This window comes from Mesorhizobium sp. M1338, assembly GCF_040318045.1.
Lineage (GTDB): Bacteria > Pseudomonadota > Alphaproteobacteria > Rhizobiales > Rhizobiaceae > Mesorhizobium.
On sequence record NZ_JAMYLL010000065.1, the window covers coordinates 1 to 22,380 of the forward strand.

Consider the following 22,380-nt stretch of genomic DNA (forward strand, 5'->3'; position numbering starts at 1 on the left):
CAAAGCATCCTTCAAAGAATCAGATGCTCTCGACAGATTCAGCTCCTAAACCCCTTGTCACGCGTTAACTCACCCGATCGCCCTGGATACTCCTGCTCGATCTTGATGCTGCAACGGCACAAAGCTATACTTTTTCGTAAGCTTCGATGTTCGGGCTGTTCGTCAAACCGGACTATGTGATTTAAGCGCCGCATGGCGGGGATAGATGGATCCATGGACAACTGGGAGCCGGCGGGATTGCCTGCCGCCGGCGTCGATTCTCCATCGCTTTTGTCGAGTCTAGTCCGTCATCCCTTGTATTTGCTGGCGATTTTGTGCCTGATGCAGATATTGTGCTGGACGGTGATGCCCGCACTTGTCAACGTCTCACCGCCCAACGATGTTGTCGAAGGCTTCATGTGGGGCCGCGAATGGGTGCTGTTGACCTACAAGCATCCACAGCTTCCCGCATGGCTGCTCGAGACCAGCCATCTTCTGACCGGATCGTTCCGCTGGCCGCAATATTTCGTGGCCCAGCTGATGATCTCGGCGACTTTCGTCCTGGTCTATCTGCTGGCCCGTGACCTGATAGGGCAGAAGCGCGCGCTGGCTGCCGTGCTTTTGATGCCGTCTCTCTATTTCTTCGGCTGGCCGACCCCGCAGTTCAATCATGACTACGCGCAGATGCCCTTCTGGGCCGCTATCTGCTGGCTGTTGTGGCGTGCAGGGCGTGGTGGTGGGCCGGGCTGGTGGCTTGCGCTCGGACTCGTATCGGGCCTCGGGCTCTACGCCAAGTTTTCCACCGGCCTGCTGTTGCTGTTCGGCGCGATCTGGCTGTTGTCCGACCCGCGGGCACGCAGTCGGCTCGCCACGCCTTGGCCATGGCTTGGCCTTGTGGTTTTCGTCGCTGTCGCCGCGCCGCTGGCCGTCGAAATCAACCGCGTCGATTTCCTGCCGCTGACCTATGCCGCCTGGCGCGATCAGTGGGTGCTGGCCCATCGTTCCCGCTTTTACTATATCGGCGTCCAGATGGCTGGGCTCTGCGGCTTTGTTCTGGTGCTCGCGATATCAGGGCTGCTGCGGCGCTCGGCGGCGCCGCAAGAGCCCGTTGGGCGTGGTATCCTCGTCTATCTCTTGTGGATGGGGCTTGCCCCGGCGCTCCTCGTCATGGTGGCGTCCCTGTTCACCGGTGCAGGCGAGGCCTGGGGCGCGCCGATGTACAATCTTGCTGGCGTTGTGGCGCTTGCCTTGCTGGGCCACCGCCTCGGCACCGTCGAGATGCGAAAGCTGGCGATTTGCGCGTTCGTCTGCATTATCGGCATATCTGGTGCTTATGCGGGGATCCGCTGGACGAAATGCAATTTGCGTGGACGCATGGACGCCGTCTGCTGGCCGGCGCGGCAGATATCGGATGAGGCCGAGGCCGTCTGGCACGCGGCCGCGCCAGGTCGGCTCGACATCGTCGGCGGCCATACCCTTATCGCGTTGCTGGCGGGCCTCAATGCCTATGACAAGCCGTCGATCTTCACCGACCTGAACATGCGGTACGCCCCCTGGATCACCAGGGAGCGGCTGCGCGACCACGGCATACTGCTGGTCTGGCCTGGGCGCGACGAGCCACCCTATCTGCAGGCGTGGCTGGGCAACGTCCCGGTCAAAACCGTTCTTTTCGACTGGTCGCTCAGAGCGGCGCCTATGGCGGTCAGCTTTGCCGCCATACCGCCCGGCGCGCCGCAATTGCCGAATGCGATCGACAGCCTCGCCCGAACGAGCAACTGAAGCAGGTCGGCGGTCCGCTGGACGAAGCAAAAGACAATGCCCATTTATGGAGAGATCCAACTTGCTTTTGCGCAATTCCAGACGGAAAATCGCTACACGCTTTGCCCGGAATTGCTTTTGAGGAGACGTGATATGGCGACTTCGACCGAACGCGCAGTCCTTGCCGGCGGCTGTTTCTGGGGCATGCAGGATTTGATACGGCGCTATCCCGGCGTCATCTCCACGCGTGTCGGCTACAGCGGCGGCGATGTGCCCAACGCCACCTACCGCAATCATGGCAACCATGCCGAAGCCATCGAGATCAATTTCGATCCGGCCATCATCAGCTATCGCACACTGCTGGAGCGCTTTTTCCAGATCCATGATCCGACGACCCGCAACCGGCAGGGCAACGATGTCGGGCTGAGTTACCGCTCGGCGATCTATTACACCAGCGACGAACAGAAGCGCGTCGCCGAGGACACTATCGCCGATGTCGATGCCTCGGGCCTGTGGCCGGGCAAGGTCGTCACCGAAGTGGCGCCGGTCGGTCCCTTCTGGGAAGCCGAGCCTGAGCATCAGGACTATCTGGAGAAATATCCCAACGGCTACACCTGCCACTTCGTCAGGCCGGGCTGGAAGCTGCCGGTTCGCGAAAAGGCCGTTTCGTAGGCTTCACAACCGGCGATTCTGCCATGCATTGCCGCTCGACGAGGTCGTCGAGCGGCTTCATCGCAGCCAAAGCTCTTTCGGTCAGTGCGCCTTGTCGCCTCGGTGCCAGTCGTCGAGCGCCGAATATCAAAGACTGGCGCCATCTTAATACGCCACGTGGCAATCAAGCGCGGCTAGGAACAGGCCGCGGGTTTTTCATGCCTGCTGCGTTGGGTAGAGCGTCAGGATGTTGACGTTGACCCTTGGCGGCTGCGACACCGCGTAGAGCATGGCGGCGGAGATGTCCTCGCTCTCCAACTGTTCCATGTCGCCCAACCTTTGCTCGACCGCCAGCCGAACATCGTCGCGCATGTTGGCGGTGAATTCGGTCCTGACCGCGCCTGGCTCGATCACCGTGACGCGAATGCCATCCTTGCCGATTTCGCGGCGCAGCGATTCCGCCATGGCGCTGGCCGCGTGCTTGGTGCCGGAATAGACGACTGAAGGATGGATGTAGCGGCCGGTGCCCGACGAGACGATGACGATATGGCCTGATCCCTGCCGTTTCATCGCCGGAAGCGCTGCGTTGACCGTATAGAGCAAACCCAGAATGTTGATATCGACCATTGCCCGGTATTCACTCGTGGTGGTGTTCTGGAAAGGGGCGGCGACGCCGACGCCGGCGACATTGAACAGCATATCCAATCGGCCGTAGCTCTCCAGCACGCGACCGACCATGGCGGTTGCTTGCGCCTCGTCGGTGATGTCGGCCTCGATGGCCAGCACCTCGCCGCCGGCATCACGGATGCGCTTGGCCAAATCATCGAGCCGTTGCCGACGTCGCGCCGCGATCACGACGACCGCGCCTTGCGCCGCCAGAGCAAATGCTGTTGCCGCGCCAATGCCCGAGGAGGCGCCAGCCACCAGGGAGATTTTTCCATTGAGTTTCCGCATGTTGGTTGCTCCTGCTCAAAGAGAAGTTCAGATGCGCTCGATGCCGATGATCGGCATCATTCGAGATATGTCCTCAAACTAGGCAACAGACGCCCTGCGGAAAATGCGATAGAATTCGATCATACTCATTGGAGAATCCGAAATAATGCGGGGTAGCGACTATGCGGAGCTGAAGGCCTTTGCCACTGTCGTCGCGCATGGCAGTTTTGCTCGCGCCGCGGAAGATCTCCGGATTTCCGCATCGACGCTCAGCCAGACGATCCGCCAGCTCGAAGCGCGGCTTGGCTTGCGCCTGCTCAACCGCACAACCCGTAGCCTCTCGCTGACCGAAGCCGGCGCGCGCCTACACGCGCGCTTCGCGCCGGCCATGGCCGAGATGGAGGCGGCGGTCGGCGATGCCATAGCCTTGCGTGGCATGCCAGCCGGCATCTTGCGCGTCCATATGCCCAGTGTTGCCGCCACCACCTATCTCGAGCCGGTGCTCGGCCGTTTTCACCAGGCTTGGCCCGACATCGTGCTCGATGTGACGATCGACGATGCCGCCATTGATAGTGTCGAGGCCGGCTATGATGTCAGCGCCAGACTTGGTGAATTTCTTGAAGCCGACATGGTCGCCGTAGCGCTCGGCGGCACCCAGCGCCAACTCGCCGTGGCCTCGCCGGAGTACGTCGCCCGTCACGGATCGCCGTCGGCACCCGCGGATTTGCACCAACACCGCTGCATCAACTGGTGCCGGCCGGGCAGTGCCGGCCCCTACAGATGGGAATTCGCCAGGGATGGCCAATGGTTTTCGGTCGCGGTCAACGGTCCGCTGATCGTCTCTAGCCGCGACATGGCGATTGCCGCCGCGGTGCAGGGCGTCGGCATCGCATTCTGGGCGGAAGAGCTGGTACGTCCGCTGATCGATGCCGGCAAACTGGTGTCGCTGATGGATGAGTGGTGTGCGACCTTTTCCGGCTGGTTCCTCTGCTATCAGAAGCAGCGCCATACGCCGCCGGCCGTGCGCGCCTTCGTCGATTTTCTGCGGCATGCACATGCCGGACGCCAAACGCTGCCGGGTGGCTGACGGCGCGCCGCGCCGCTTGAACAGGTCGATAATGCCAGCTTGGCCTTGTTTAGGAGTGCCCGGTTCCGCTGACGCCCAAAGAAGCCGCGGAGCATGCGCTCGCGGCTTCTTCGGTGGCCAGCAATGGCCTACTTACCGCAATGGTTGTCATTGACCGTCGGCGCAGAGGTGCCCGGCGACGTGTGGGTAGCGTCAGGCTGCGCGCCCTGCGGGCCGGCCGGGCAATTTCGATCTGCGTTCGAATTCATTTCGCCGGGCATGCCGGTCGTGCTGTTGGTTATGCCGGGGTCGACAGTACCAGGGCTGACCGTATTCGGCGAAGCCGGGGTGTTCGGCTCCACAGTCACCGACTTCCCGCTGCCGCTGCCATCGCCATTTGCGTTGTTGCTACCGGCGCTTTGCGCCATGGCTGACATGGCCAGACCGACGGTAAGAGCCGAAGCTGCGATGATTTTCATGAACATGGTTTGTCTCCATTTCTGTGAACTCGTCGCTTGTTTCTACGAAGGTGATCGCATTGCGACTGTGGGGACAACAGGTCGCGGCAGCGAAGGTTCCCGACAAAATTCCGCTCCAGCAGCATCGGCAGCTTCGACCCAAGAACCAGGCCTGGCGCAATGCTTTTTTGGCGCAACGCGCTGAAAAAATGGCTTTCACTTCAGTTTGATTGGTGCATTAACCCGCGCATCCACGGGGGTGCTCCGTACGGTCGGGGCTGAGACGGGGCGGCAAGCCCGCAGACCCTAAAAGCTGATCTGGGTAATACCAGCGGAGCGAGGCGGGCGATGTTTTCAGGCGCACAGATTTCCCTATATCCCATGGTCGACGATTTCGTCGGCGTCATCCTTGGCGCGCTGGGCGCGCTGTGCGCGACCTCTTCGTGGTGGCGGCGCGCAGCGGCAAACTCGCGTGCTGTCGGCTGCCATTTCGCGCGGCTGTCCGGGCGAGCCGGATGATCCGATCTGCCGCTCCGATGCGCTTGGCGGACCTGTCGGGCCACTCGGCCCGCGCAGGGATGCGGCATCGCGGCGGTGCGCGGCGCCGGCGGCAGCGCAGTTCTCGCTCTACGTGATGGGCACCGACGACCATATGGACGAGATCTACGGCTGCATCGATTTTCTCAAGCAGTCGGGCGTCTATGAGCGCTCCAGCATTTCTGCGCGAAATTGCGCGGAGGCGACGCGGCGCGGCTATCAGTTCGCTGTTGATCATCCCGAGGAGGCGGGCAGCCCTATTGGTCGCCGCCAACAAGGATACGCTTAATCCGGCACTGATCGAGGCTTCACTGAAGATGCTGGTCGACGGCCATTATCTGCGCAGCCAAAGCGGCGCCATCGGGACGATGGAACCGGCCAAGATGGACGCGATCGGCGGCTATCTCTTCGCGTCGAACTTCGAGGAAATGGCTGGCCAATCAAAGAAGCTCACGAAGTGCGGCAGCTCTACGTCAGACACACAGATCAGCAGATCCGACTAATTCCGGACGATCTCATAGAGCAGAGTGGTTTTGATGTGTCGTCCGGATTCACCCTGCAGCGACAGGGCGGCTGCGTAGAGTTTTGCCACGGCCGGGCAGAGACCTTCGAAGTCCCGGCTGACATTGGCAATGGCAGTCATCTCGGCGGGAGTGCCGCCAGCATTGATGAAAGCGTCGGCCAGCAGCGACCAGTCTCCGTCGCTAGCAGCGGCGGCCGGCAGACCGCCATCCTTCGCTGCACCGAAGGCATGAAACAGGGTGGCGCCGACCTTGTCCATGTCGATCAGGAAATCCTGGTCCGGCGCGCTGAGTGCGCCCGGCCCTTCACGTAGGTAGTTGTTGCAGACGGCGGCGGTTTCCCGCGCCATGACATGGTTGAGCATATCCGATTGTGCACGCAGCGCTTCGGCGGCTTTGCCATCCGGAGCCGAGGACAGCAGGGGTGCGTATCTTCGCCTGAGATCGGCGACAGCCATCCTGCTCGTATTTCGCATCTGATCGACATTTCCAAGTCTGGCCACGGCCGTGATCTTTTCCACGACGGCGTCGTAGTCGTCTGGAAACTCCTGCTTGATTGCCTTGAAGATTTGGCTTCCCTGGCTCTCAATCTGTTCCCTTACCTGAGCTGTGGTCAGCGTTTGTGGATCGGGCGAACCCGCCACCGTCTGGTAGAGATATTTACCGCCGGCAAAGCCGACCACCCAGGGCAACACCTTCACTGCAACGAAGGACAAAGCGGCGACCGCCGCCACGCTCAAAGCCCTCCAACGCGACATCTGGCAGCCCTCCCGAACCTTGTCTCTATTTCGCCCCGAGGCTCAGCGCTTTCTTGCGGTCGGTCTCGGCGCGCTTGTGGTTGCCCTTGGCGTCCCATGCTCTGCTCCGCACTTTGTAGGCGGCGGCGAAATCCGGTTTGAGCTTTATCGTCTGGCTCAAATCGGCGATGGCCCCGTCATAATCCGCCTTGCTGATCCGAATGACGCCCCGGCCCAAATAGGCAAAGGGGTTCTTGCGATCGAGGCTGAGGGCCTTTTCGAAATCACGCAACGCTGCGACGTCCTCATGCCTGCCCATCAAGATGAGGCCCCGATCGGCGTAAACCCTTGCGTCCTTGGTATTGAGACTGATGGCTTTTCCGTAGTCAGCAAGCGCCCCATCGTAATCTCTTTGGAAACCGCGGTTCTGACCACGGTCGTAGTAAGTATCGGCAAAATTCGGATTGAGCGTGATTGCCTGACTGTAATCGGCGACGGCATGAGCGTAGTCGCTCTTGGCCTCCCAGACCATCGCTCGGGCCAGATAGGCATCATGGAACGCCGGAAAGAGCGCGATCGCCTTGTCGTAAAGCGCTAAGGCGCCGTCATAGTCGTCCCTCTCGTGCAGCGTCCAGCCCTTGCTGAACGCCTGCGCGGCTGGCGAACCGCTACTTGGCTCGATCGCCTCATCACTAGCCTGGCCAGCGGCTTCGTCTGATGTCTTTGAGGCGTTCGCTTTCGCCGCCACTGCCACCTTGCGGCCTTTGCGAGCGATGGCCAGCTTTGGGTCGAGCTTGAGCGCTTGGTCGTAGTCGGCGATGGCCTGATCGTAGTCGCCCTTGGCGAACCAGGTGCTGCCGCGCCCGAAATAGGCAGGTGCGTAGCCAGGTTCGATTTCGACCGCGCGGTTGTAGTCGGCGATGGCGCGATCCAGTTCGTTCTTCTTGCCCAAGGCGATGGCGCGGCCGAGGTAAGCGTCGAAATAGGCCGGATAGAGTTCGATCACCTTGCCGTAGTCATCGATGGCACCATCGTAGTCGCCCTTCTCGGCGCGCGACAGTCCTCGCCCGACATAGGCGGCCGCCTTTCTTGGATCGAGCGCGATCGCGCGGCTGTACTCGGCAATCGCGCGATCGTATTTGCGCTTCGTGTAGAACGCATCGCCGCGATCCATGAAAGCCTTGAGGTTCTTGGGATCAGAGCCGACGGCATCCGGCGCGGCGGCCCCTTTCTTTAACGCAGTCACCGCCGCCTTGCGGGCGACCGCGTAATCGCGGTTGCCCGGATTGAGTTCTATCGCCTGGTCGAAGTCGGCAATGGCGCCGCTGTAGTCCTTGCTGTCGGCCCTTTCTATGCCACGTCCATAATAGCTGGGAGCATCCTTCGGATCGATTTCGATCGCCGCCGAGTAGGCTGTGATCGCTTGCCCGGCGTCGCCCTTGACGTGCCAGGCCATGCCTATGCAGAAATAGGCATCCAGCAGCTTCGGATCGACCATGGCGGCCCGGCCGCAATCGAGAAGAGCACCTTCGGCATCCTCGGACGTGGCCTTGGCCATGCCCCGGCGAACATGGGCAGAGAGCAGGTCCGGTACGAGCCGGATCACCTGATCATAGTCGGTAATCGCCCGGTCATACACTCGCTTGGCGGACCAGGCATTGCCACGGCCAAAATAGGCGAGGGGGCTGTCGGGGTCGAGCGAGATCGCCTTGCCATACGCGCCGATTGCCTGATCATACTTACCCGAGTTCGACAGGCTGTCGCCTTGCTGTACCTCGACCAGAACGCGCGGGTCTGTCGCCTGGATGAGTTCCGCCATCCTGACGGCGGAACGCTTGCCGCCGGACTTGGTGCTATTGCCGGCGTCCCGCGGAGTGGCAGGTTTGGTGCCAACCGCGTCGTCCTGTCCCAGCGCCGCCAACGCCGCCTTACGGCTGACGAGGTAGTCCGCATTGTCGGGGTCGAGCTTGATTGCGTGGCCGAAGTCGGCGATGGCCTCGTCATAGTCCTTCCTGTCGGCCCGCGCCATGCCGCGCCCATAGTAGCTGGCGTCGTCCTTCGGATCGATCTCGATGGCTACCGAATAGGCAGCGATCGCGCGCGCCGGGTCGCCCTTGGCGTGCAAGGCCATGCCTTTGCAGAAGTAAGCGTCGCGCACCTTTGGATCGAGTGTTGAAGCCCGGTCGCAGTCGGCAAGAGCGCCATCGGTATCGCCTGAGGTGACCTTGGCGAGGCCGCGGCGAGCATGCGCCGACGCCATATTGGGGGCGAGGTGGATGACATTGTCGAAGTCGGCGATCGCCTGCTCGTAATCGCGCTTGGCGGCCCAGGCCTTGCCGCGGCCGAAATAGGCAAACCGGTTGTTCGGATCGAGCGCGATCGCCTTGCCATATGCGCCAATCGCCTGGTCGTATTTGCCCATGTCCAGGAAGGCATCGCCGCCCAGGATCGCTTCCAGCGCGCGCCGGTCTGTAGACTCCAGGGCCTTTGCTGCCAGCGTGTCTTCCGTGGCCGCCATGTCGGGAACGGCGGCTTGGGCCTTTGGCGCATCCGCAATTGCGGGCGGCTTGCCTTCGACGTTCGCATCATGTTCGCGACAGCTTCCCGTCCTATCAGGGTCGAGGTCGATGGCGTGCCGGCAATCCGCCGCCGCTCCGGCCAGATCTCCCTTCAGTGTCTTGGCGCGACCGCGGCTGAAATAGGCATCGGCATTGTTCGGATCGAGGCTGATGGCGCTGTCGAAATCGAGAATGGCGCCCTCGATGCCATACTTAGACAGCCGCACCATGCCGCGCTCGATCAGGATTTTGGCGGCGCCGGGATCTCCGATCTTTTCCGTTGCAGCGGGTTCGACTGGCTGGACCCTGTCGTCTGCGACCTGTTCGTTGCAGGTACCTGTCCGCTTCGGATCGAGCTTGATTGCTTGTCTACAGTCGGCAGCAGCATCCACATAGTCTCCTACAGACGCCTTGGCCAAGGCGCGATCATAATAGGCTTCGGCATTGTGGGGATCGAGCCCGACTACAAAGCTGAACGAGTCTATCGCTCCTCCGACATAGCCTTGAATCTGCTGGTCCAACCCCCGCTGCAGATTCCAGGCGATAGCTGCTGAATTGTCCTGCTGTGGAGCGGCCATCGGTGCTTCCGCAGACGGAGCTTCACCGCCTGTCACCTGCTCGTTGCAGGCGCCGGACCTTTTTGGGTCGAGTTCCATGGCTTTTCGGCAGTCGGTGGCCGCGCGGTCACGATCGCCTTTGCGGGTCAACGCGAGCGCGCGGCCGAAATAGGCGGCGGCGTCCTTCGCGTTGACGTCAATCACCTTGTCGAAATCAGCTATGGCGCGATCATTGTCGCCTGTATTCGTCCAGGCGACGGCTCTGTTGTAGTAGCCGTCCGCGCTGTCGGGGGCGAGCTCAATCGCCCGATTGGCATCGGCAAGTGCGCGCGGCCAGTCGCTCTTGCCAATCCAGGCAGCGCTTCGATTGGCATAGGCGTCGACGCTTTCCGGATCGAGGCTGACGGCATGGTCGAAATCAGCTATCGCAAGGTCGTAATGGCCCTTGGAAGCGTGGGCGATGCCTCTGTTGACATACACTGTGACGTCTTGTGGATCGAGGCGGATCGCCTCGTCATATTCGGCGATAGCCCTGTCGTGGTCGCCCTTGCGTTGCCATGTGGCGCCGAGACTGTTGCGCGCATTGTGGTTTTGCGGATCGACAGTGAGCGCCTGCTCGAAGTCGATAATGGCCGCGTCGGTCTTGCCTTTGCGAAAGAAGGCCAGGCCACGGCTGTAGTAGGCATCGCCGGAGCCGGACTCGAGGCTGATGGTGACATTGAAATCAGCGATAGCGCGGTCGTTTTCCCCCTTGTTGTACCAGGCAGCCCCGCGGTTGAAGTAGACTGAGGCCTCTCTAGCATCGAGCATGATCGCCTCGCTGTAGTCGGCGATCGACCGGTCGTAATCATGCTTGTCGTCCCAGGCGAGGCCGCGATGGAAATAGGCGATAACACGGTTCCGCGACGGTTCGGTCTTGTCGTCGGCAATCGGTGCGCAGGCGGCAATGAGCTGGTCGGCACCGATCTCGCGGTCGCTGAAGCATACGGCGTAGTCCTTGCCGGCGGCGTGTGCGGACGTGTTCTGGACAAGGAGGACGACAAGGCTTACCAACGACCAGCGCACCCATGGAAGGGCTTTTTTCGTCAGCGCGGATAATCCGCTTACGGCGGCAGCCAGCCCCACACCTTTCCAACGCGCCATTTCGCTGGTCCCCCCGAACACCTTTGTCCGCTTAAGCGGTGTTCTGCACATTGTTCTTTATTTGTTCCAAAAATGCAAGCATAAATTGCAGAGCGGGATGGATCGGACCTGCGTGCTGCCATGGTGATGGCCGAACTTCTTGCGAGCGGCAAAGGCGTTCCGCGCTGCATCCCCGGTGGCGTCATATCCCGTTTAATGCCGATCTGATCTTGTTGATTAACCGCCCGGCAATGGTTGCATGCAAAGGTTGCCCTGATGGATCATTGGGGTGCTTGCCTTGCTCATATCAAAAAGCGAAACCCTTTCGCACATCAATGACCACAGGATATTGTCCGCGGTCCGAAAGCACGAAATCCTGGTCGATTTGCGGGAAGGTTTCTTTCGGATCTGCGCGCTGGCTTTCGCGGGGATGTTCGTCTACCGCGGCGTGTATCACCTCATGCTCGATCCAACCCGCCTCAACGTTGCGCTGGTGGCGATTTCCGAGGTCCTGACTTTTACCTGGCTGCTTCTGTCGCGGCGACCGCAGGTTCGCGACTGGAACCCGCTCACGGTGGTTGTCTCCGTGATCGCCAGCTTCGGTGTCGGCTTCATCGACCTGGAGCCTGGGGCAGCCATCATCCCGGTCTATGCCGCCGCGCCGCTGCAAGCCTTGGCGTTGGGGTTCGTGATCTGGGGAAAGATATCGCTGGGGCGTTCGTTTGCCATTCTGCCGGGCAATCGCGGTGTGATGACCGGCGGTGCCTACCGTCTGGTGAGGCACCCGATCTATGCCGGCTACCTCATCGGTCATGTCCTGTTCCTGCTATCGGCCTTTTCCATCTACAATCTTGCCGTCTACGCCGTGATCACCTTCTTCCAGGTGCATCGCATCTTGCGCGAAGAGGCGCTGCTGGCCGCCGCGCCGGAGTACCGGGACTACATGAAGCGCGTCCACTACAGGCTGTTTTACTGGATCGTCTGACACCAGGGACGCCGTTCGGCCTGCATTCACGCCGGCAGCTTTTTCACGTGGCCGGCCCGCCGGCCTGCAAATTGACCGTCGGCGGCCTCCGGCGGACGAAAAGCCCGCAGCCCTGGCGGGCTTTCCGTGTGTGCGGTGCTGATTGTTCCTGGGCAATCCAACCTCGACCTTGGGCGGAACGCAAAGGCGTTCAAACCGTTCATCTCTGGGCAATATCGCCAAAGCTTGACGCCGGAACCGGCACGCCAAGCGCAGAGAGGAGCGAGATCCATGGGCCTCGGGACCATACTTATCGTCATTCTTATCCTGGCGCTACTTGGCGGCTTCAGCGGCCTCGGCGGCGGTCCGTTTTACGGAACTGGCTACTATGGCGGCGGCGGGCTGGGGCTTGTGCTGTTGATTGTCATCCTCCTTGTCGTCCTCGGGCGCATTTAGCCGGTGATCGCAATCCCGTGACCGCACCGGGGGGCCGCGCACCGCATTGTGATGCGGCATTCGACAAAACCCTCGTATGGTGATCGCGGTCCACACCCCCTGTGGAAAAGAAGAGGAGAGGGTTCCACCCCTTGTCCTCCTCCAAGGCCCGCCCGGTTTCACCGCGGCGGGCTTTTGCCTGATGGTGACTGGGCTTGGGTCCCACCGTTGCGCTTGGTCCCGGAACCAATAGATTACTCCATGTCAGGTACGTCGCCGCTGACGAAGAGGGTGTTCGGCGGGCCGTATTCGCCCAGTGTCGGGTCGGCCTCGCGGCTCCAGGCGATGACACCGGCATGCTTTGCAGCCAATGCCCTGGCGGTGCGTATGGCGCGATCCTCGCTCTGCTGGTCGGCGGGTCCAAAGGATGGAAATAATTCGCCATCCTCGCCGCGATCGAACGCAACCACGACGATCAGCCTGGGATTTTTCTGGCCACTGGAATCGGACATCTTGCACCTTTCCTCCGGAACCTATCACAATACAGGGAATTGGGTCGGCACGTTCGATTCCGGGAGGTGGGGTAGTGCAAGACCAGCGTTTCGATGAGCCGGTCAGGATTGCGCTCGGCCGATCGCGAAACTCGATCTTCAATGTGGAGCGGGTCGCTCAGGCTGCCGACATCCTGATGAACCGCTGGCCGGTTGCGACGGGGCAAAGGCATATGGTTGCCCGCAAAGTCTGCCTGGCCGTACTCGAGGGAAAGAAAGAAGCCTCGGCGGCACGGGCGGCATTCATCAACGCCGCGATCGAGGCGGATATCCTCGTTGAGCCTCGTGAAGTGTCGATGCCGTAGCGCGTGCGGCCAAAATTGAATCAAGACTCGCCTTTATCATCTTGATTGATCGCGATCTTTTCAGCGATCGGTGGTCGGCTTTTCCAGACCCATATTTGGCCGGCCTGTCGGTGCGCCCTGCTGGCATTCCGAAATTTTCTGCCCCGTTTGGCTTGCCTCAGGCATCCGTTGACAGGGCATCCGTGTCTCTGTATTGAACAGGGTTATACAGGTTCACTGAACAGGTACCCCATATGAAGAGGCGCGCGGTTCAACTGTCTCCCGGCACGGGCAAGCCCGAGCAGATCGCCACCGTTCTCGAACATGAAATCCGCTCTGGCGTTCTCGGCTTCGGCGACCGCCTGCAAAGCGAGAACGAGCTTGTCCAACGCTTCTCCGTCAGCCGCAATACGGTCCGCAAGGGCCTCGAGGAACTGTCCAGCCGCGGGCTGATCACCACCAAGGTCGGCATCGGCTCGTTCGTCACCTTCGACGGCAAGCCGGTCGATGACGCCATCGGCTGGTCGCGGGCACTGGCCAATGCCGGAGCCAATGCCGAGACCCGGACGCTGCGGCTGGAGGTCATCGAGGACACCGATCTGGCCGCGCTGCTTGGTATCGAAAGCCCGTTCTTCATCGCCGTCGATCGGGTGCGCACCAGCGCCAGCGACGGCCATGCGATCTCCATCGAGCGCAGCCGGCTGCCATTGTCATCCGAGCTTGAGGACGTGCCGTTGCGCGGATTGCGCGAGGGCTCGCTGCACCAGACGCTGCGCGCCGCCGGCCTCATTCCCGACCACGGCGAGGAATGGGTCGAGATCGAGATGCTCAACGCCGAGGACGCCGCCATCCTCGGCTGCCCGCAAGGCACACCGTTCCTGCGCGGCCGCCGGTTGACACGCGCCGTCGACGACCGGCCGATCGAATATGTCACCAGCCTGCTCAACCCCGCGCATTTCGCGCTGCATATGAGGTTCTGAGCGATGCCGGACAAAGCCAAGGACCCGCTCGATCGCGCCATGGGCGCGCTTGTTGGCGGGGCGCTTGGAGACGCGCTCGGCATGCCGACGCAGCTTTTGTCGCCAGCCCGCATTGCCGAACTCTATGGTCATGTCGAGGATTTCATCGCGCCTTTCGCCGATCATCCGGTGTCGAAGGGACTGGCTGCCGGCACCATCACCGACGACACCGAACAGGCGCTGCTGCTCGGCCGCATTCTCGTCGAATCCGGCGACCGCTTCGATCACGCGCGCTGGGTCAATGCGCTGCTCGACTGGGAACGCGAGGTCAAGGCGCGCGGCAGCTATGACCTTTTGGGACCATCGACCAAACGCGCCATCGACGCCATCAACAATGGCGTGCCGGCCGAGGAAGCGGGACGCAGCGGCGACACCAACGGTGCGGCCATGCGCGTCGCGCCGGTTGGCATCATGATGCCAACCGAACCATTGGAGACGTTCGTTGCCAAGGTGGCTGAGACCTGCCGGGCAACGCACAACACCTCGATAGCTATCGCTTCCGCCGCTGCCGTTGCCGCCGCTGTCAGCCGCGGCGTCGCCGGCGGCGGCTGGCGCGATGCTTCCGCCAGCGCCGTCGCGGCGGCGAGGCGAGGGGCGACGCTCGGCCATTGGATCACCGGCGGTGACATCGCCACGCGTATCGTCTGGGCACAGGACATCGTGCGCGGCAAGGCGATCAGGGATGCGATCCGGCTGATCACCGATTTGGTCGGCACCGGCGTCGCCAGCCAGGAATCCGTTCCGGCGGCCTTCGCCGTGCTGGAAGTTGCCGATGGCGATCCATGGCAGGCAGCCATCATCAGCGCCAATCTCGGTGGCGACACCGACACGATCGGCGCCATCGCCGCCGGCATGGCCGGCGCCTGCACCGGTTTCTCGCGCCTGCCGCAGCAGCATATCGCGCGGCTGAAGGGCATCGACATGTCAGAGGTTCGCGCGCTTGCGGCCGACCTCGTGACGGCACGAGTGGCGAAAACCGGTTCCGGCAAGGACGCGGCGGCATGACCGGGCGTCTCGTCCATGTCGGTAGTGCCGTGGTCGATTATGTCTACCGCATCGACGCCTTGCCGGCGCCCGGTATGGAAAAGACGGCGTCGAGCTTCGCCCAGGTTGCCGGCGGTGGCTTCAACATGATGGTCGCGGCCAGCCGCACCGGGACGAAGGTGGTTTTCGGCGGCCAGCTCGGCAGCGGGCCGAACGGCGACTTCCTGCGCGCCGCTTTCGCCGCGGAGGGCATCGAGACACTGACGCCGCCATCGCCCCTGATGGACAGCGGCAATTGCGTCGCCATGATCTCGAGCGACGCCGAACGCACCTTCGTGTCGTGGCCAGGTGCGGAAAGCGTGCTCAGCCTCGACATGATGGCGCCGGTGATGGTCGCGCCTGATGATTGGGTGTTCACCTCCGGCTACACGCTGAGCTACCCCGCAAGCCGCGACGCGCTCACCGACTGGATCGAGGCGTTGCCTGCTGAAACACCTTTCGCCTTCGACCCGACGCCGGTCATCTCGGACATTCCGCGGCCGATCCTGTCGCGCGTGCTTGCCCGCACGACATGGCTGAGCTGCAACACGACGGAGGCGGCCGAGATTGCCGGGCCGGGCGATGTCGAGGCCGTCGCGGCGCGGCTTCTGGACGACCATTGTCCGCAGGCTGCCGGCGTGGTCATCCGCGCCGGCGCAAAGGGCTGCCATATCAGGTTGGTCGACGGGTCAGCGCGGACCATTGCCGGCTATACGGTCACCGCCATCGATACCAATGGCGCCGGCGACACCCATATCGGGGCTTTCGTCAGCGCGCTGGCGCGCGGTATCCCGCCCTTCGAGGCGGCGCGCTATGCCAATGCGGCGGCGGCGATTTCGGTCACTCGCCACGGCGGCTCGTCAGCGCCGACCGATCACGAAATCCAGACATTCCTGAGCCATGCCGCCGATCCATCGGGCGCAGGCCGGACACAGAAGGCCAATGCATAATTGCCGGAAGCCTGACAAGCCCGGGAAGCGGGCAAACACAGAGAGGAACCAACATGCGCATGCCTGACTTGACTGCTCTTGTGACGGCGACCGCCGTCTTTACCTCCGCGCTCGCCTTCGCCGCCAAGGCCGACGAAGTGCATGTGCTCAACTGGAAGGGTTACGGCACCGACGAGCCGTGGGCCGTAGAGGCTTTCGAAAAGGCGACCGGCAACAAGGTCGTCAACGACTTCTTCAATTCCGAACAGGAAATGCTGACCAAGATCCGGACCAATCCCGGGCTCTACGACGTGGTCATGATCAATGCCGCCTTCAACGACCAGGCGATGGCCGGGAAACTGATCCAGCCCATCGACGTCTCCAAGTTGCCGAACTATGCCGACATCAGCAAGGACAAGGCGGGATCGCCGATGCTCGTCCATGATGGCAAGGTCTATGGCGTGCCGTGGGTGTGGGGCCTGACGGCGCTCGCCATCAACGAAAAATCCTTCGACAAGCCGCCGACGAGCATCGCCGAGATGTGGGATGTCGCGCACAAGGGCCGCGTCGTCATTCGCGACGACGCCGTCGAGGCGGTCCAGTTCGGCGCCATCGCCACCGGCCAGAACATCAATGACATCAAGGATATGGATGCGGTCAAGGCGAAGCTCACCTCGCTGATGCCGCAGATCAAGACCTTCTGGAGTTCGGAGAACGACTGGAACCAGATGGTCGCCTCCAACCAGATCGACATCGGCACCTATTGGAGCGGCTCGGCCGATCGCGCCAAGACGCATTTCAAGCTGCCGGTTTCGCTGGTCGTGCCGCAGGAAGGCGCCGTCGCCTGGCTGGACGCGTTTTCGATCCCGGTCGGCGCCAAGAACGTCGCCGGGGCCGAGGCCTTCATCAACTACATGATCGACCCCAAATTCTACGTCGAATGGGTCACCAAGGTCGGTGCGCCGGTGTCAGCCAACACCAAGGCGGTGGGAGCGCTGCCCGAGGATGCCTTCAACCGCAAGGTGATGGGTGATCCCGAAGTGGCCAAGCGCATCCAGTTCCAGGCGCCGATCACCGACGCACAGCGGGAGGCCTATCTGGCGCTGTGGCAGCAGCTTAAGGTCGACGTGAAATAAAGCCGACATCCGGGCCAGCCGGCGGTTCGCGCCGGCTGGTTCTACGAATCCTGCGGAGGAGGCTGTCATGGCAGCTGCAACAGCGTCGCGCAGCGGGCTGAGATCGGCATTGCCGCTGCTGGCGCCGGCTTATCTCTGGCTGACGGTGGCGATCTTCCTACCACTCTCGGCCATGGTCTTCTTCTCGTTCATGACCGAGCTGCCGCTGTCGGAAAAACCGTGGGCCTTCACCCTTGGCAACTATGCCGCCTTCTTTTCGCAAAGCCTTTATCTGACACTGCTGCTGGCCTCGCTGCGCCTCGGTCTCGAGGTGACGTTGTGGTGCGTCATCATCGGCTACCCTGCGGCCTATGTGCTGGCCAAGGTGCTGAGAGGGCGCAGCCGTGAGGCCATCTTCCTGCTCGTCATCCTGCCGTTCTGGTCGAACGGGCTGGTGCGCATCTTCTCCTGGGCGATGGTGCTGCGCGAGGGCGGCATCCTCGACACCGCACTCAACGCCGTGCTGCCGTTCAAGATCAACATCGACCTGATGTATTCCTATCCGGCCGTCATCATCGGGCTGGTGCATTCCTACGTGCCCTATATGGTGCTGACCTGCTATCTCACCCTGCAGGCCATCGACGACTCGCTGATCGAGGCCGGACGCTCGCTTGGCGCCTCGCGGCTGCAGGTCTTGAAGCGGGTGATCATCCCGCTGTCGATGCCGGGGCTGGTGGCGGGTGCGGCACTGATCTTCGTGCCGGTCGTCGGTTCGTTCATGGAACCGCGCATCCTTGGCGGTCGTACCGGCACCTTCTACGGCACGGTCATCGAGGACCAGTTCGTCGCCGTGTTCAACTGGCCGCTGGGTGCCGCGCTCTCCTTCATCCTGCTGGCGGTGGTGCTGGTCATCCTGGCGGTGGCCTCACCGGTGCTGAGGAGGGCCGCGTGACGGCCACCACCCGCATCCTCGAATGGTTCGGCCGCCTCTACATCTGGCTGCTGCTTGCCTTCCTCTATCTACCGATCATCATCATGGCGCTGATGTCGTTCAACGTCTCGCCCTTCTACCAATTGCCGTTCGAATGGACGACCGAATGGTACGCGTCGCTGTGGCAAAACGACCAGCTGATCGCCGCCACCTGGAACAGTGTCGAAATCGCCGTCATCGCTACCGTCATCTGCACGGTGCTCGGCTCGGCGGCGTCGCTGGCGCTCTATCGCTATGAGTTTCACGGCAAGAAATTCCTGCAGGCGCTTTTGTTTCCGCCGATCGCCATACCGTGGCTCATCACCGGCACGGCGATGCTGATCTTCTTCTTCGGCGTCGGCATCGGCCGCGGCCTGCACGCGATCCTTCTCGGCCATGTCGCATTGGCGCTGCCCTATGTCATCGTCGTCGTTTCGGCCCGGCTGCAGACCTTCGCGCCGGAGCTGGAAGAGGCCGCGCGATCGCTCGGCGCCAACCAGTGGCAGGTGACGCGGCGCGTGACGCTGCCGTGGATCATGCCTGGCGTCATTGCCGGCGGACTGTTTGCGTTCGCCGTCTCGTTCGACCAGTTCGTGGTGTCCTATTTCCTGGCGACGCCGGGGCAGACGACACTGCCGGTCGAAATCTACGCCGCGATCCGCAAGGGTTTCACGCCCGAGATCAATGCGGTCTCGACGATCATCATCGTCGTGTCGATGGCGCTGATGCTGCTGACGGCAAGGTTCTTCAAATTCGGCGGAGAAAAATAATGGCCGGCGTGCAGGTATCGAACGTCTCGCGCAGCTTCGGCGCGCACAAGGCGCTGGACGACGTCTCCATCGATTTCGCCGATGGCGGTTTCTATGCTCTGCTTGGGCCATCGGGCAGCGGCAAGACTACGCTGCTCCGGCAGATTGCCGGCTTCGATTTCCCCGATTCAGGCCGCATCACCATCGGCGGCGAGAGCGTCGAGCGGGTGCCGGTCGAAAAACGTCGCATCGGCATGGTGTTCCAGAACTATGCGCTGTTTCCCAATATGAGCGTCGCCGACAATGTTGCCTTCGGCCTGTCGGTGCGCGGCGAGGCCAAGGCGACCATCGCTACCGAGGTGCAGCGCGCGCTCGATCTGGTGCAACTCGGCAAGCTCGGTGGCCGCCGGCCGCACCAACTCTCTGGGGGGCAGCGCCAGCGCGTAGCGCTCGCCCGTGCCATCGTCACCAAGCCGCGCGTGCTCTTGCTCGACGAGCCGCTCGGCGCGCTCGACAAGGCGCTGCGTGTCGATATGCAGATCGAGCTCAAGCGCATCCAGCGCGAGATCGGCATCACCACCATCTTCGTCACTCACGACCAGGAAGAAGCGCTGACGATGAGCGACCGCATCGGCATCCTGCGCGACGGCAGGCTGGTGCAGGAAGGGCCACCGGAGGAGATTTACGATCGGCCGAAGAGCGAGTTCGCCGCCACCTTCCTAGGCGACGCCAACATCTTTCGTGGTGACTCGACGGGCAACGGCATCCGGCTGCCGGACGGCACGGCGATTGCCGCCGGCGCGGGCGCGACGCTTGCCGCCGGCGCCAAGGCGAGCTGTGCCGTGCGGCCCGAACGCATCCGCATCGCGACGGAGGCTGGGACGCCTGATGCGGCCAATTCGAACACGCTCAAGGGACAGATTTCCAAGCGCATCTTTGCCGGCAACAACAGCACCTACTTCGTCGAGCGTGCCGGCCAGACGCTGAAGGTGATCGTGCAGAACACCGGCATGGAACGGCTGGCGGAAGGTCAGGATGTGGTGCTGCACTGGTCGCCGGAGAGCACGGTGCTGATCGCGCCGGGCTGATGCTCACACCGGCTCTTGCCAGACTGTTCGCAATCAGGGACAGCATAGACGGCACAGCCCGGAGCATACCGATGACCTTGGAACTGAGTGCGCGGGACCGATCCATGCTCGACGGCGAGCAGGGCCCTTCCGCGGCCGCCGCGATGAAGATACTGATCGCCTTTTCCAAGGCCGTCGGGGCAGGCAGTCTGCTCGACATTGCCGGCGCACATATCGATGGCTGTCTCTACCATGGCAAGGCCGGCCTCGATTTCGTCGAGCGGCTGGTCGACGGCGGCGGCCGAGTCCAGGTGCCGACGACATTGAATGTCGGCTCGTTCGACCTCATCCATCCCGGCATGGTGAAAATGCCGGCGGCGGTAGAGGTGCCGGCGAGGCGGCTGATGAAGGCGCATCTGGAGCTTGGCTGCGAGGCGACCTTCACCTGCGCGCCTTATCAAACGCGGTTCCGGCCAGACTTCGGCCAGCAGATCGCCTGGGGCGAATCCAATGCCATCGTCTTTGCCAATTCGGTGATCGGCGCGCGCACCAACCGCTATGGCGATTTCATCGATTTGTGCTGCGCCATGACCGGACGCGCGCCGGCCTGGGGCCTGCATCTGAGCGAGAACCGGCGCGGCCGGCTCCTGTTCGAGCTGGCCATTGCCGACCTGGAGCCGAGCGACAGCCTGTTCGTCGGCATCGGGCTGGTGATCGGGCAAGCGAGCGGCGACCGCATTCCGGTGATTGCCGGCCTGCCGCGGCCACGCGACGAGGACCAGTTGAAGGCGCTGGGGGCGGCGGCGGCAACGACCGGCGCGGTGGCGCTGTTCCATGCTGTCGGCATCACACCGGAAGCGCGGACGCTGGTTGAGGCGTTCCAGGGCCATGCGCCTGACGAGACGATACGCATCACCCGCACCGATATCGACCACGCTCTGGCCAGGCTGTCGAGCGTGCCCGAAGGCGCGCCGCTGGCGGCCGTTTCGCTCGGTACGCCGCATTTTTCGCATGAGGAATGGATGCGGCTGCTGCCGATGCTGCGCGAGGTCGCGCCGGGCAGGCGCATCCCGATCTATGTCAATACCGGCCGGGCGACCCTGACGCGACTGCAGGCGGAGGGGGCGTTGGCTGGCATGGAGGCGTTCGGCCTGATCCCGGTTGCCGACACCTGCACCTATGTCACCTCGATCCTCAAGCGCCTCGACGGCGTGGTGATGACCAATTCCGGCAAATGGGCGCATTACGCGCCCGGCAATATCGGCGTGTCCGTCGCTTTCGCCGAGATGAAGGACTGTATCCGTTCGGCTGCGGCCGGGCATGTCGTGCGGAGCGCCTCATGACGATAGAACGAACCGGCACCTTTCAGCTGGCTGGGGAGGCTCAGGGCCAAGCGCTGGTGTTTTCGCAACCGCTCAGCTTCTGGGGCGGCATCGATGCCGAAACCGGCGACATAACGGACCATTCGCATCCCGGCCTTGGCCAGAATGTCGCCGGCAAGATCCTGGTCATGCCGAGCGGGCGTGGCTCGTCGTCCTCATCCTCGGTCCTGGCCGAGACGATCCGCAGGGGCACCGCGCCTATCGGGATTCTTCTGGAGCGGCCGGACCCGATCCTGGCGGTCGGCGCGATCGTTGCCGAATTTCTCTACGAGATCCGCATGCCGCTGGTGGTGTGCGATGCTATGGGCATTGTTTCCGGCGATCGGATCGCGATCTGTGTTGGCGAGGATGGCGCGGCGGTCATTCGCAAAGGCTAGGGACCAGTGCTCGCTGGCCAAGGGGCGGCGCCAGCGATTCTTAGGTCCGCTGCCATCGAAATTTGCTTCAGCCCTCAGCCAGCCATCAATCCCGCCGAGCCGCGCCGCCAGTAGGCCGCGGCCAGCGTTTGATCGCGGCCGAGCCCCAGCGTATCGCGCCAATATTCGCGCACGATCTTGGCGGCCGCCGCTTCCGCCGCGAACCAGCCGAAGGCCGAGCCGCCCTGCGGCCACGCCACCGAGCGGACGGCCTCTGCCAGCAGTCTGTCCTCGCCGGCCGGCACGCCGTCCCGTGTCAGCCAACGCAACTCGATGCCGGTTGTATTGTCGATCGTCTGCCGTTCACCGTCATCGGCGATCTCGACAAAGGCGATGCCTTTGGTCTCGGCCGGCAGCGTCTCCAGCAGCCGCGCCAGCGCCGGCAGGCCGGTTTCGTCGGCGCCCATGACATACCATTCTGCTTGCCGCACCGGGCGGCCGACCGGTCCCATGATGCCGACCCTCATGCCGGGGGCCCCCAGCAAAACCCACCCGGCGCCCACACTAACACCCGGAATGAAGAGGAAATCGCACAGGATATTATAAAAAAAAAAAGCAGCCCAACATAGCATAAAAGTTGAAAAAGGAGGTAGAAGAAT

The 22,380-nt window shown here is 62.6% G+C and carries 22 protein-coding genes, 1 pseudogene and 1 riboswitch; of the genes and pseudogenes, 17 read left to right on the top strand and 6 right to left on the bottom strand.

The window, feature by feature from the left end; genetic code table 11:
• Nucleotides 1-213 precede the first annotated feature (213 nt).
• On the top strand, nucleotides 214-1,758 hold the full coding sequence (locus NKH19_RS30180) for a glycosyltransferase family 39 protein (protein ID WP_352873481.1): 1,545 nt from the start codon (nucleotides 214-216) through the stop codon (nucleotides 1,756-1,758).
• A 132-nt stretch (nucleotides 1,759-1,890) separates the two neighbouring features.
• Nucleotides 1,891-2,409 carry a peptide-methionine (S)-S-oxide reductase MsrA gene (gene msrA / locus NKH19_RS30185; protein ID WP_352873479.1) on the top strand — a complete coding sequence of 173 codons (519 nt, stop codon included), beginning with the start codon at nucleotides 1,891-1,893 and terminating at the stop codon, nucleotides 2,407-2,409.
• Nucleotides 2,410-2,604: 195 nt separating this feature from the next.
• On the opposite strand, the gene NKH19_RS30190 is transcribed toward msrA, so the two are convergent.
• Entirely contained in the window at nucleotides 2,605-3,342 is a 738-nt protein-coding gene (locus NKH19_RS30190; RefSeq protein ID WP_352873478.1) for an SDR family oxidoreductase, read from the bottom strand.
• A 145-nt stretch (nucleotides 3,343-3,487) separates the two neighbouring features.
• Between NKH19_RS30190 and NKH19_RS30195 the strand changes: the two genes are divergently transcribed.
• Entirely contained in the window at nucleotides 3,488-4,408 is a 921-nt protein-coding gene (locus tag NKH19_RS30195) for a LysR family transcriptional regulator (RefSeq protein ID WP_352873477.1), read from the top strand.
• Between the two features lie 128 nt (nucleotides 4,409-4,536).
• On the opposite strand, the gene NKH19_RS30200 is transcribed toward NKH19_RS30195, so the two are convergent.
• Nucleotides 4,537-4,872: a hypothetical protein gene (locus NKH19_RS30200; RefSeq protein ID WP_352873476.1), complete on the bottom strand. Its 336-nt coding sequence runs from the start codon at nucleotides 4,870-4,872 to the stop codon at nucleotides 4,537-4,539.
• Between the two features lie 218 nt (nucleotides 4,873-5,090).
• Nucleotides 5,091-5,203, top strand: a riboswitch (TPP riboswitch).
• Between NKH19_RS30200 and NKH19_RS30205 the strand changes: the two are divergent.
• Both NKH19_RS30205 and NKH19_RS30210 read left to right on the top strand, forming a co-directional pair.
• Nucleotides 5,194-5,595: pseudogene (locus NKH19_RS30205) on the top strand (YkoF family thiamine/hydroxymethylpyrimidine-binding protein); the annotation flags it as partial. (Overlaps the previous riboswitch by 10 nt.)
• A 47-nt stretch (nucleotides 5,596-5,642) precedes the next feature.
• Nucleotides 5,643-5,885: a hypothetical protein gene (locus NKH19_RS30210; RefSeq protein WP_352873474.1), complete on the top strand. Its 243-nt coding sequence runs from the start codon at nucleotides 5,643-5,645 to the stop codon at nucleotides 5,883-5,885.
• Here the strand turns inward: NKH19_RS30210 and NKH19_RS30215 are convergent.
• Together NKH19_RS30215 and NKH19_RS30220 are read right to left on the bottom strand one after the other, a co-directional pair.
• Nucleotides 5,882-6,637 (bottom strand): hypothetical protein, encoded by a 756-nt coding sequence (locus NKH19_RS30215; RefSeq protein ID WP_352873473.1) that lies wholly within the window; start codon nucleotides 6,635-6,637, stop codon nucleotides 5,882-5,884. The genes NKH19_RS30210 and NKH19_RS30215 overlap by 4 nt on opposite strands.
• A gap of 49 nt (nucleotides 6,638-6,686) precedes the next feature.
• Nucleotides 6,687-10,898: a tetratricopeptide repeat protein gene (locus tag NKH19_RS30220; protein ID WP_352873471.1), complete on the bottom strand. Its 4,212-nt coding sequence runs from the start codon at nucleotides 10,896-10,898 to the stop codon at nucleotides 6,687-6,689.
• 328 nt (nucleotides 10,899-11,226) lie between these two features.
• Here NKH19_RS30220 and NKH19_RS30225 point away from each other — a divergent pair, with 328 nt between their 5' ends.
• On the top strand, nucleotides 11,227-11,862 hold the full coding sequence (locus tag NKH19_RS30225; protein ID WP_502911074.1) for a methyltransferase family protein: 636 nt from the start codon (nucleotides 11,227-11,229) through the stop codon (nucleotides 11,860-11,862).
• 270 nt (nucleotides 11,863-12,132) lie between these two features.
• Complete coding sequence (locus NKH19_RS30230; RefSeq protein WP_352873469.1) at nucleotides 12,133-12,297, top strand: DUF3309 family protein; 165 nt, start codon at nucleotides 12,133-12,135, stop codon at nucleotides 12,295-12,297.
• A 233-nt stretch (nucleotides 12,298-12,530) separates the two neighbouring features.
• Here the strand turns inward: NKH19_RS30230 and NKH19_RS30235 are convergent, their stop codons facing one another.
• Nucleotides 12,531-12,788 (bottom strand): hypothetical protein, encoded by a 258-nt coding sequence (locus NKH19_RS30235; RefSeq protein ID WP_352873468.1) that lies wholly within the window; start codon nucleotides 12,786-12,788, stop codon nucleotides 12,531-12,533.
• A 74-nt stretch (nucleotides 12,789-12,862) separates the two neighbouring features.
• On the opposite strand from NKH19_RS30235, the gene NKH19_RS30240 reads away from it, so the two are divergent.
• The 10 genes from NKH19_RS30240 to NKH19_RS30285 all read left to right on the top strand — a co-directional run bounded on the left by NKH19_RS30240 (nucleotide 12,863) and on the right by NKH19_RS30285 (nucleotide 21,742).
• Nucleotides 12,863-13,132 (top strand): DUF982 domain-containing protein, encoded by a 270-nt coding sequence (locus tag NKH19_RS30240; RefSeq protein WP_352873467.1) that lies wholly within the window; start codon nucleotides 12,863-12,865, stop codon nucleotides 13,130-13,132.
• 233 nt (nucleotides 13,133-13,365) lie between these two features.
• Complete coding sequence (locus NKH19_RS30245; protein WP_352873466.1) at nucleotides 13,366-14,091, top strand: GntR family transcriptional regulator; 726 nt, start codon at nucleotides 13,366-13,368, stop codon at nucleotides 14,089-14,091.
• A 3-nt stretch (nucleotides 14,092-14,094) separates the two neighbouring features.
• On the top strand, nucleotides 14,095-15,135 hold the full coding sequence (locus NKH19_RS30250) for an ADP-ribosylglycohydrolase family protein (protein ID WP_352873465.1): 1,041 nt from the start codon (nucleotides 14,095-14,097) through the stop codon (nucleotides 15,133-15,135).
• Nucleotides 15,132-16,103 (top strand): PfkB family carbohydrate kinase, encoded by a 972-nt coding sequence (locus NKH19_RS30255; RefSeq protein WP_352873464.1) that lies wholly within the window; start codon nucleotides 15,132-15,134, stop codon nucleotides 16,101-16,103. Before NKH19_RS30250 ends, NKH19_RS30255 begins: the two co-directional genes overlap by 4 nt.
• A gap of 53 nt (nucleotides 16,104-16,156) precedes the next feature.
• Nucleotides 16,157-17,218 carry an ABC transporter substrate-binding protein gene (locus NKH19_RS30260; RefSeq protein WP_352873462.1) on the top strand — a complete coding sequence of 354 codons (1,062 nt, stop codon included), beginning with the start codon at nucleotides 16,157-16,159 and terminating at the stop codon, nucleotides 17,216-17,218.
• A 67-nt stretch (nucleotides 17,219-17,285) separates the two neighbouring features.
• Nucleotides 17,286-18,149, top strand: coding sequence for an ABC transporter permease (locus NKH19_RS30265; RefSeq protein WP_352873461.1), 864 nt, complete (start codon nucleotides 17,286-17,288; stop codon nucleotides 18,147-18,149).
• Nucleotides 18,146-18,937: an ABC transporter permease gene (locus NKH19_RS30270; RefSeq protein WP_352873460.1), complete on the top strand. Its 792-nt coding sequence runs from the start codon at nucleotides 18,146-18,148 to the stop codon at nucleotides 18,935-18,937. Before NKH19_RS30265 ends, NKH19_RS30270 begins: the two co-directional genes overlap by 4 nt.
• On the top strand, nucleotides 18,937-20,004 hold the full coding sequence (locus NKH19_RS30275; protein WP_352873459.1) for an ABC transporter ATP-binding protein: 1,068 nt from the start codon (nucleotides 18,937-18,939) through the stop codon (nucleotides 20,002-20,004). Before NKH19_RS30270 ends, NKH19_RS30275 begins: the two co-directional genes overlap by 1 nt.
• A gap of 71 nt (nucleotides 20,005-20,075) precedes the next feature.
• Nucleotides 20,076-21,326: an aconitase X gene (locus NKH19_RS30280; RefSeq protein WP_352873458.1), complete on the top strand. Its 1,251-nt coding sequence runs from the start codon at nucleotides 20,076-20,078 to the stop codon at nucleotides 21,324-21,326.
• Nucleotides 21,323-21,742 (top strand): aconitase X swivel domain-containing protein, encoded by a 420-nt coding sequence (locus tag NKH19_RS30285; RefSeq protein ID WP_352873457.1) that lies wholly within the window; start codon nucleotides 21,323-21,325, stop codon nucleotides 21,740-21,742. The genes NKH19_RS30280 and NKH19_RS30285 overlap by 4 nt, the downstream gene beginning before the upstream one ends.
• 74 nt (nucleotides 21,743-21,816) lie before the next feature.
• On the opposite strand, the gene NKH19_RS30290 is transcribed toward NKH19_RS30285, so the two are convergent.
• Nucleotides 21,817-22,248, bottom strand: coding sequence for a siderophore-interacting protein (locus NKH19_RS30290; protein WP_352873456.1), 432 nt, complete (start codon nucleotides 22,246-22,248; stop codon nucleotides 21,817-21,819).
• Nucleotides 22,249-22,380: the final 132 nt, after the last annotated feature.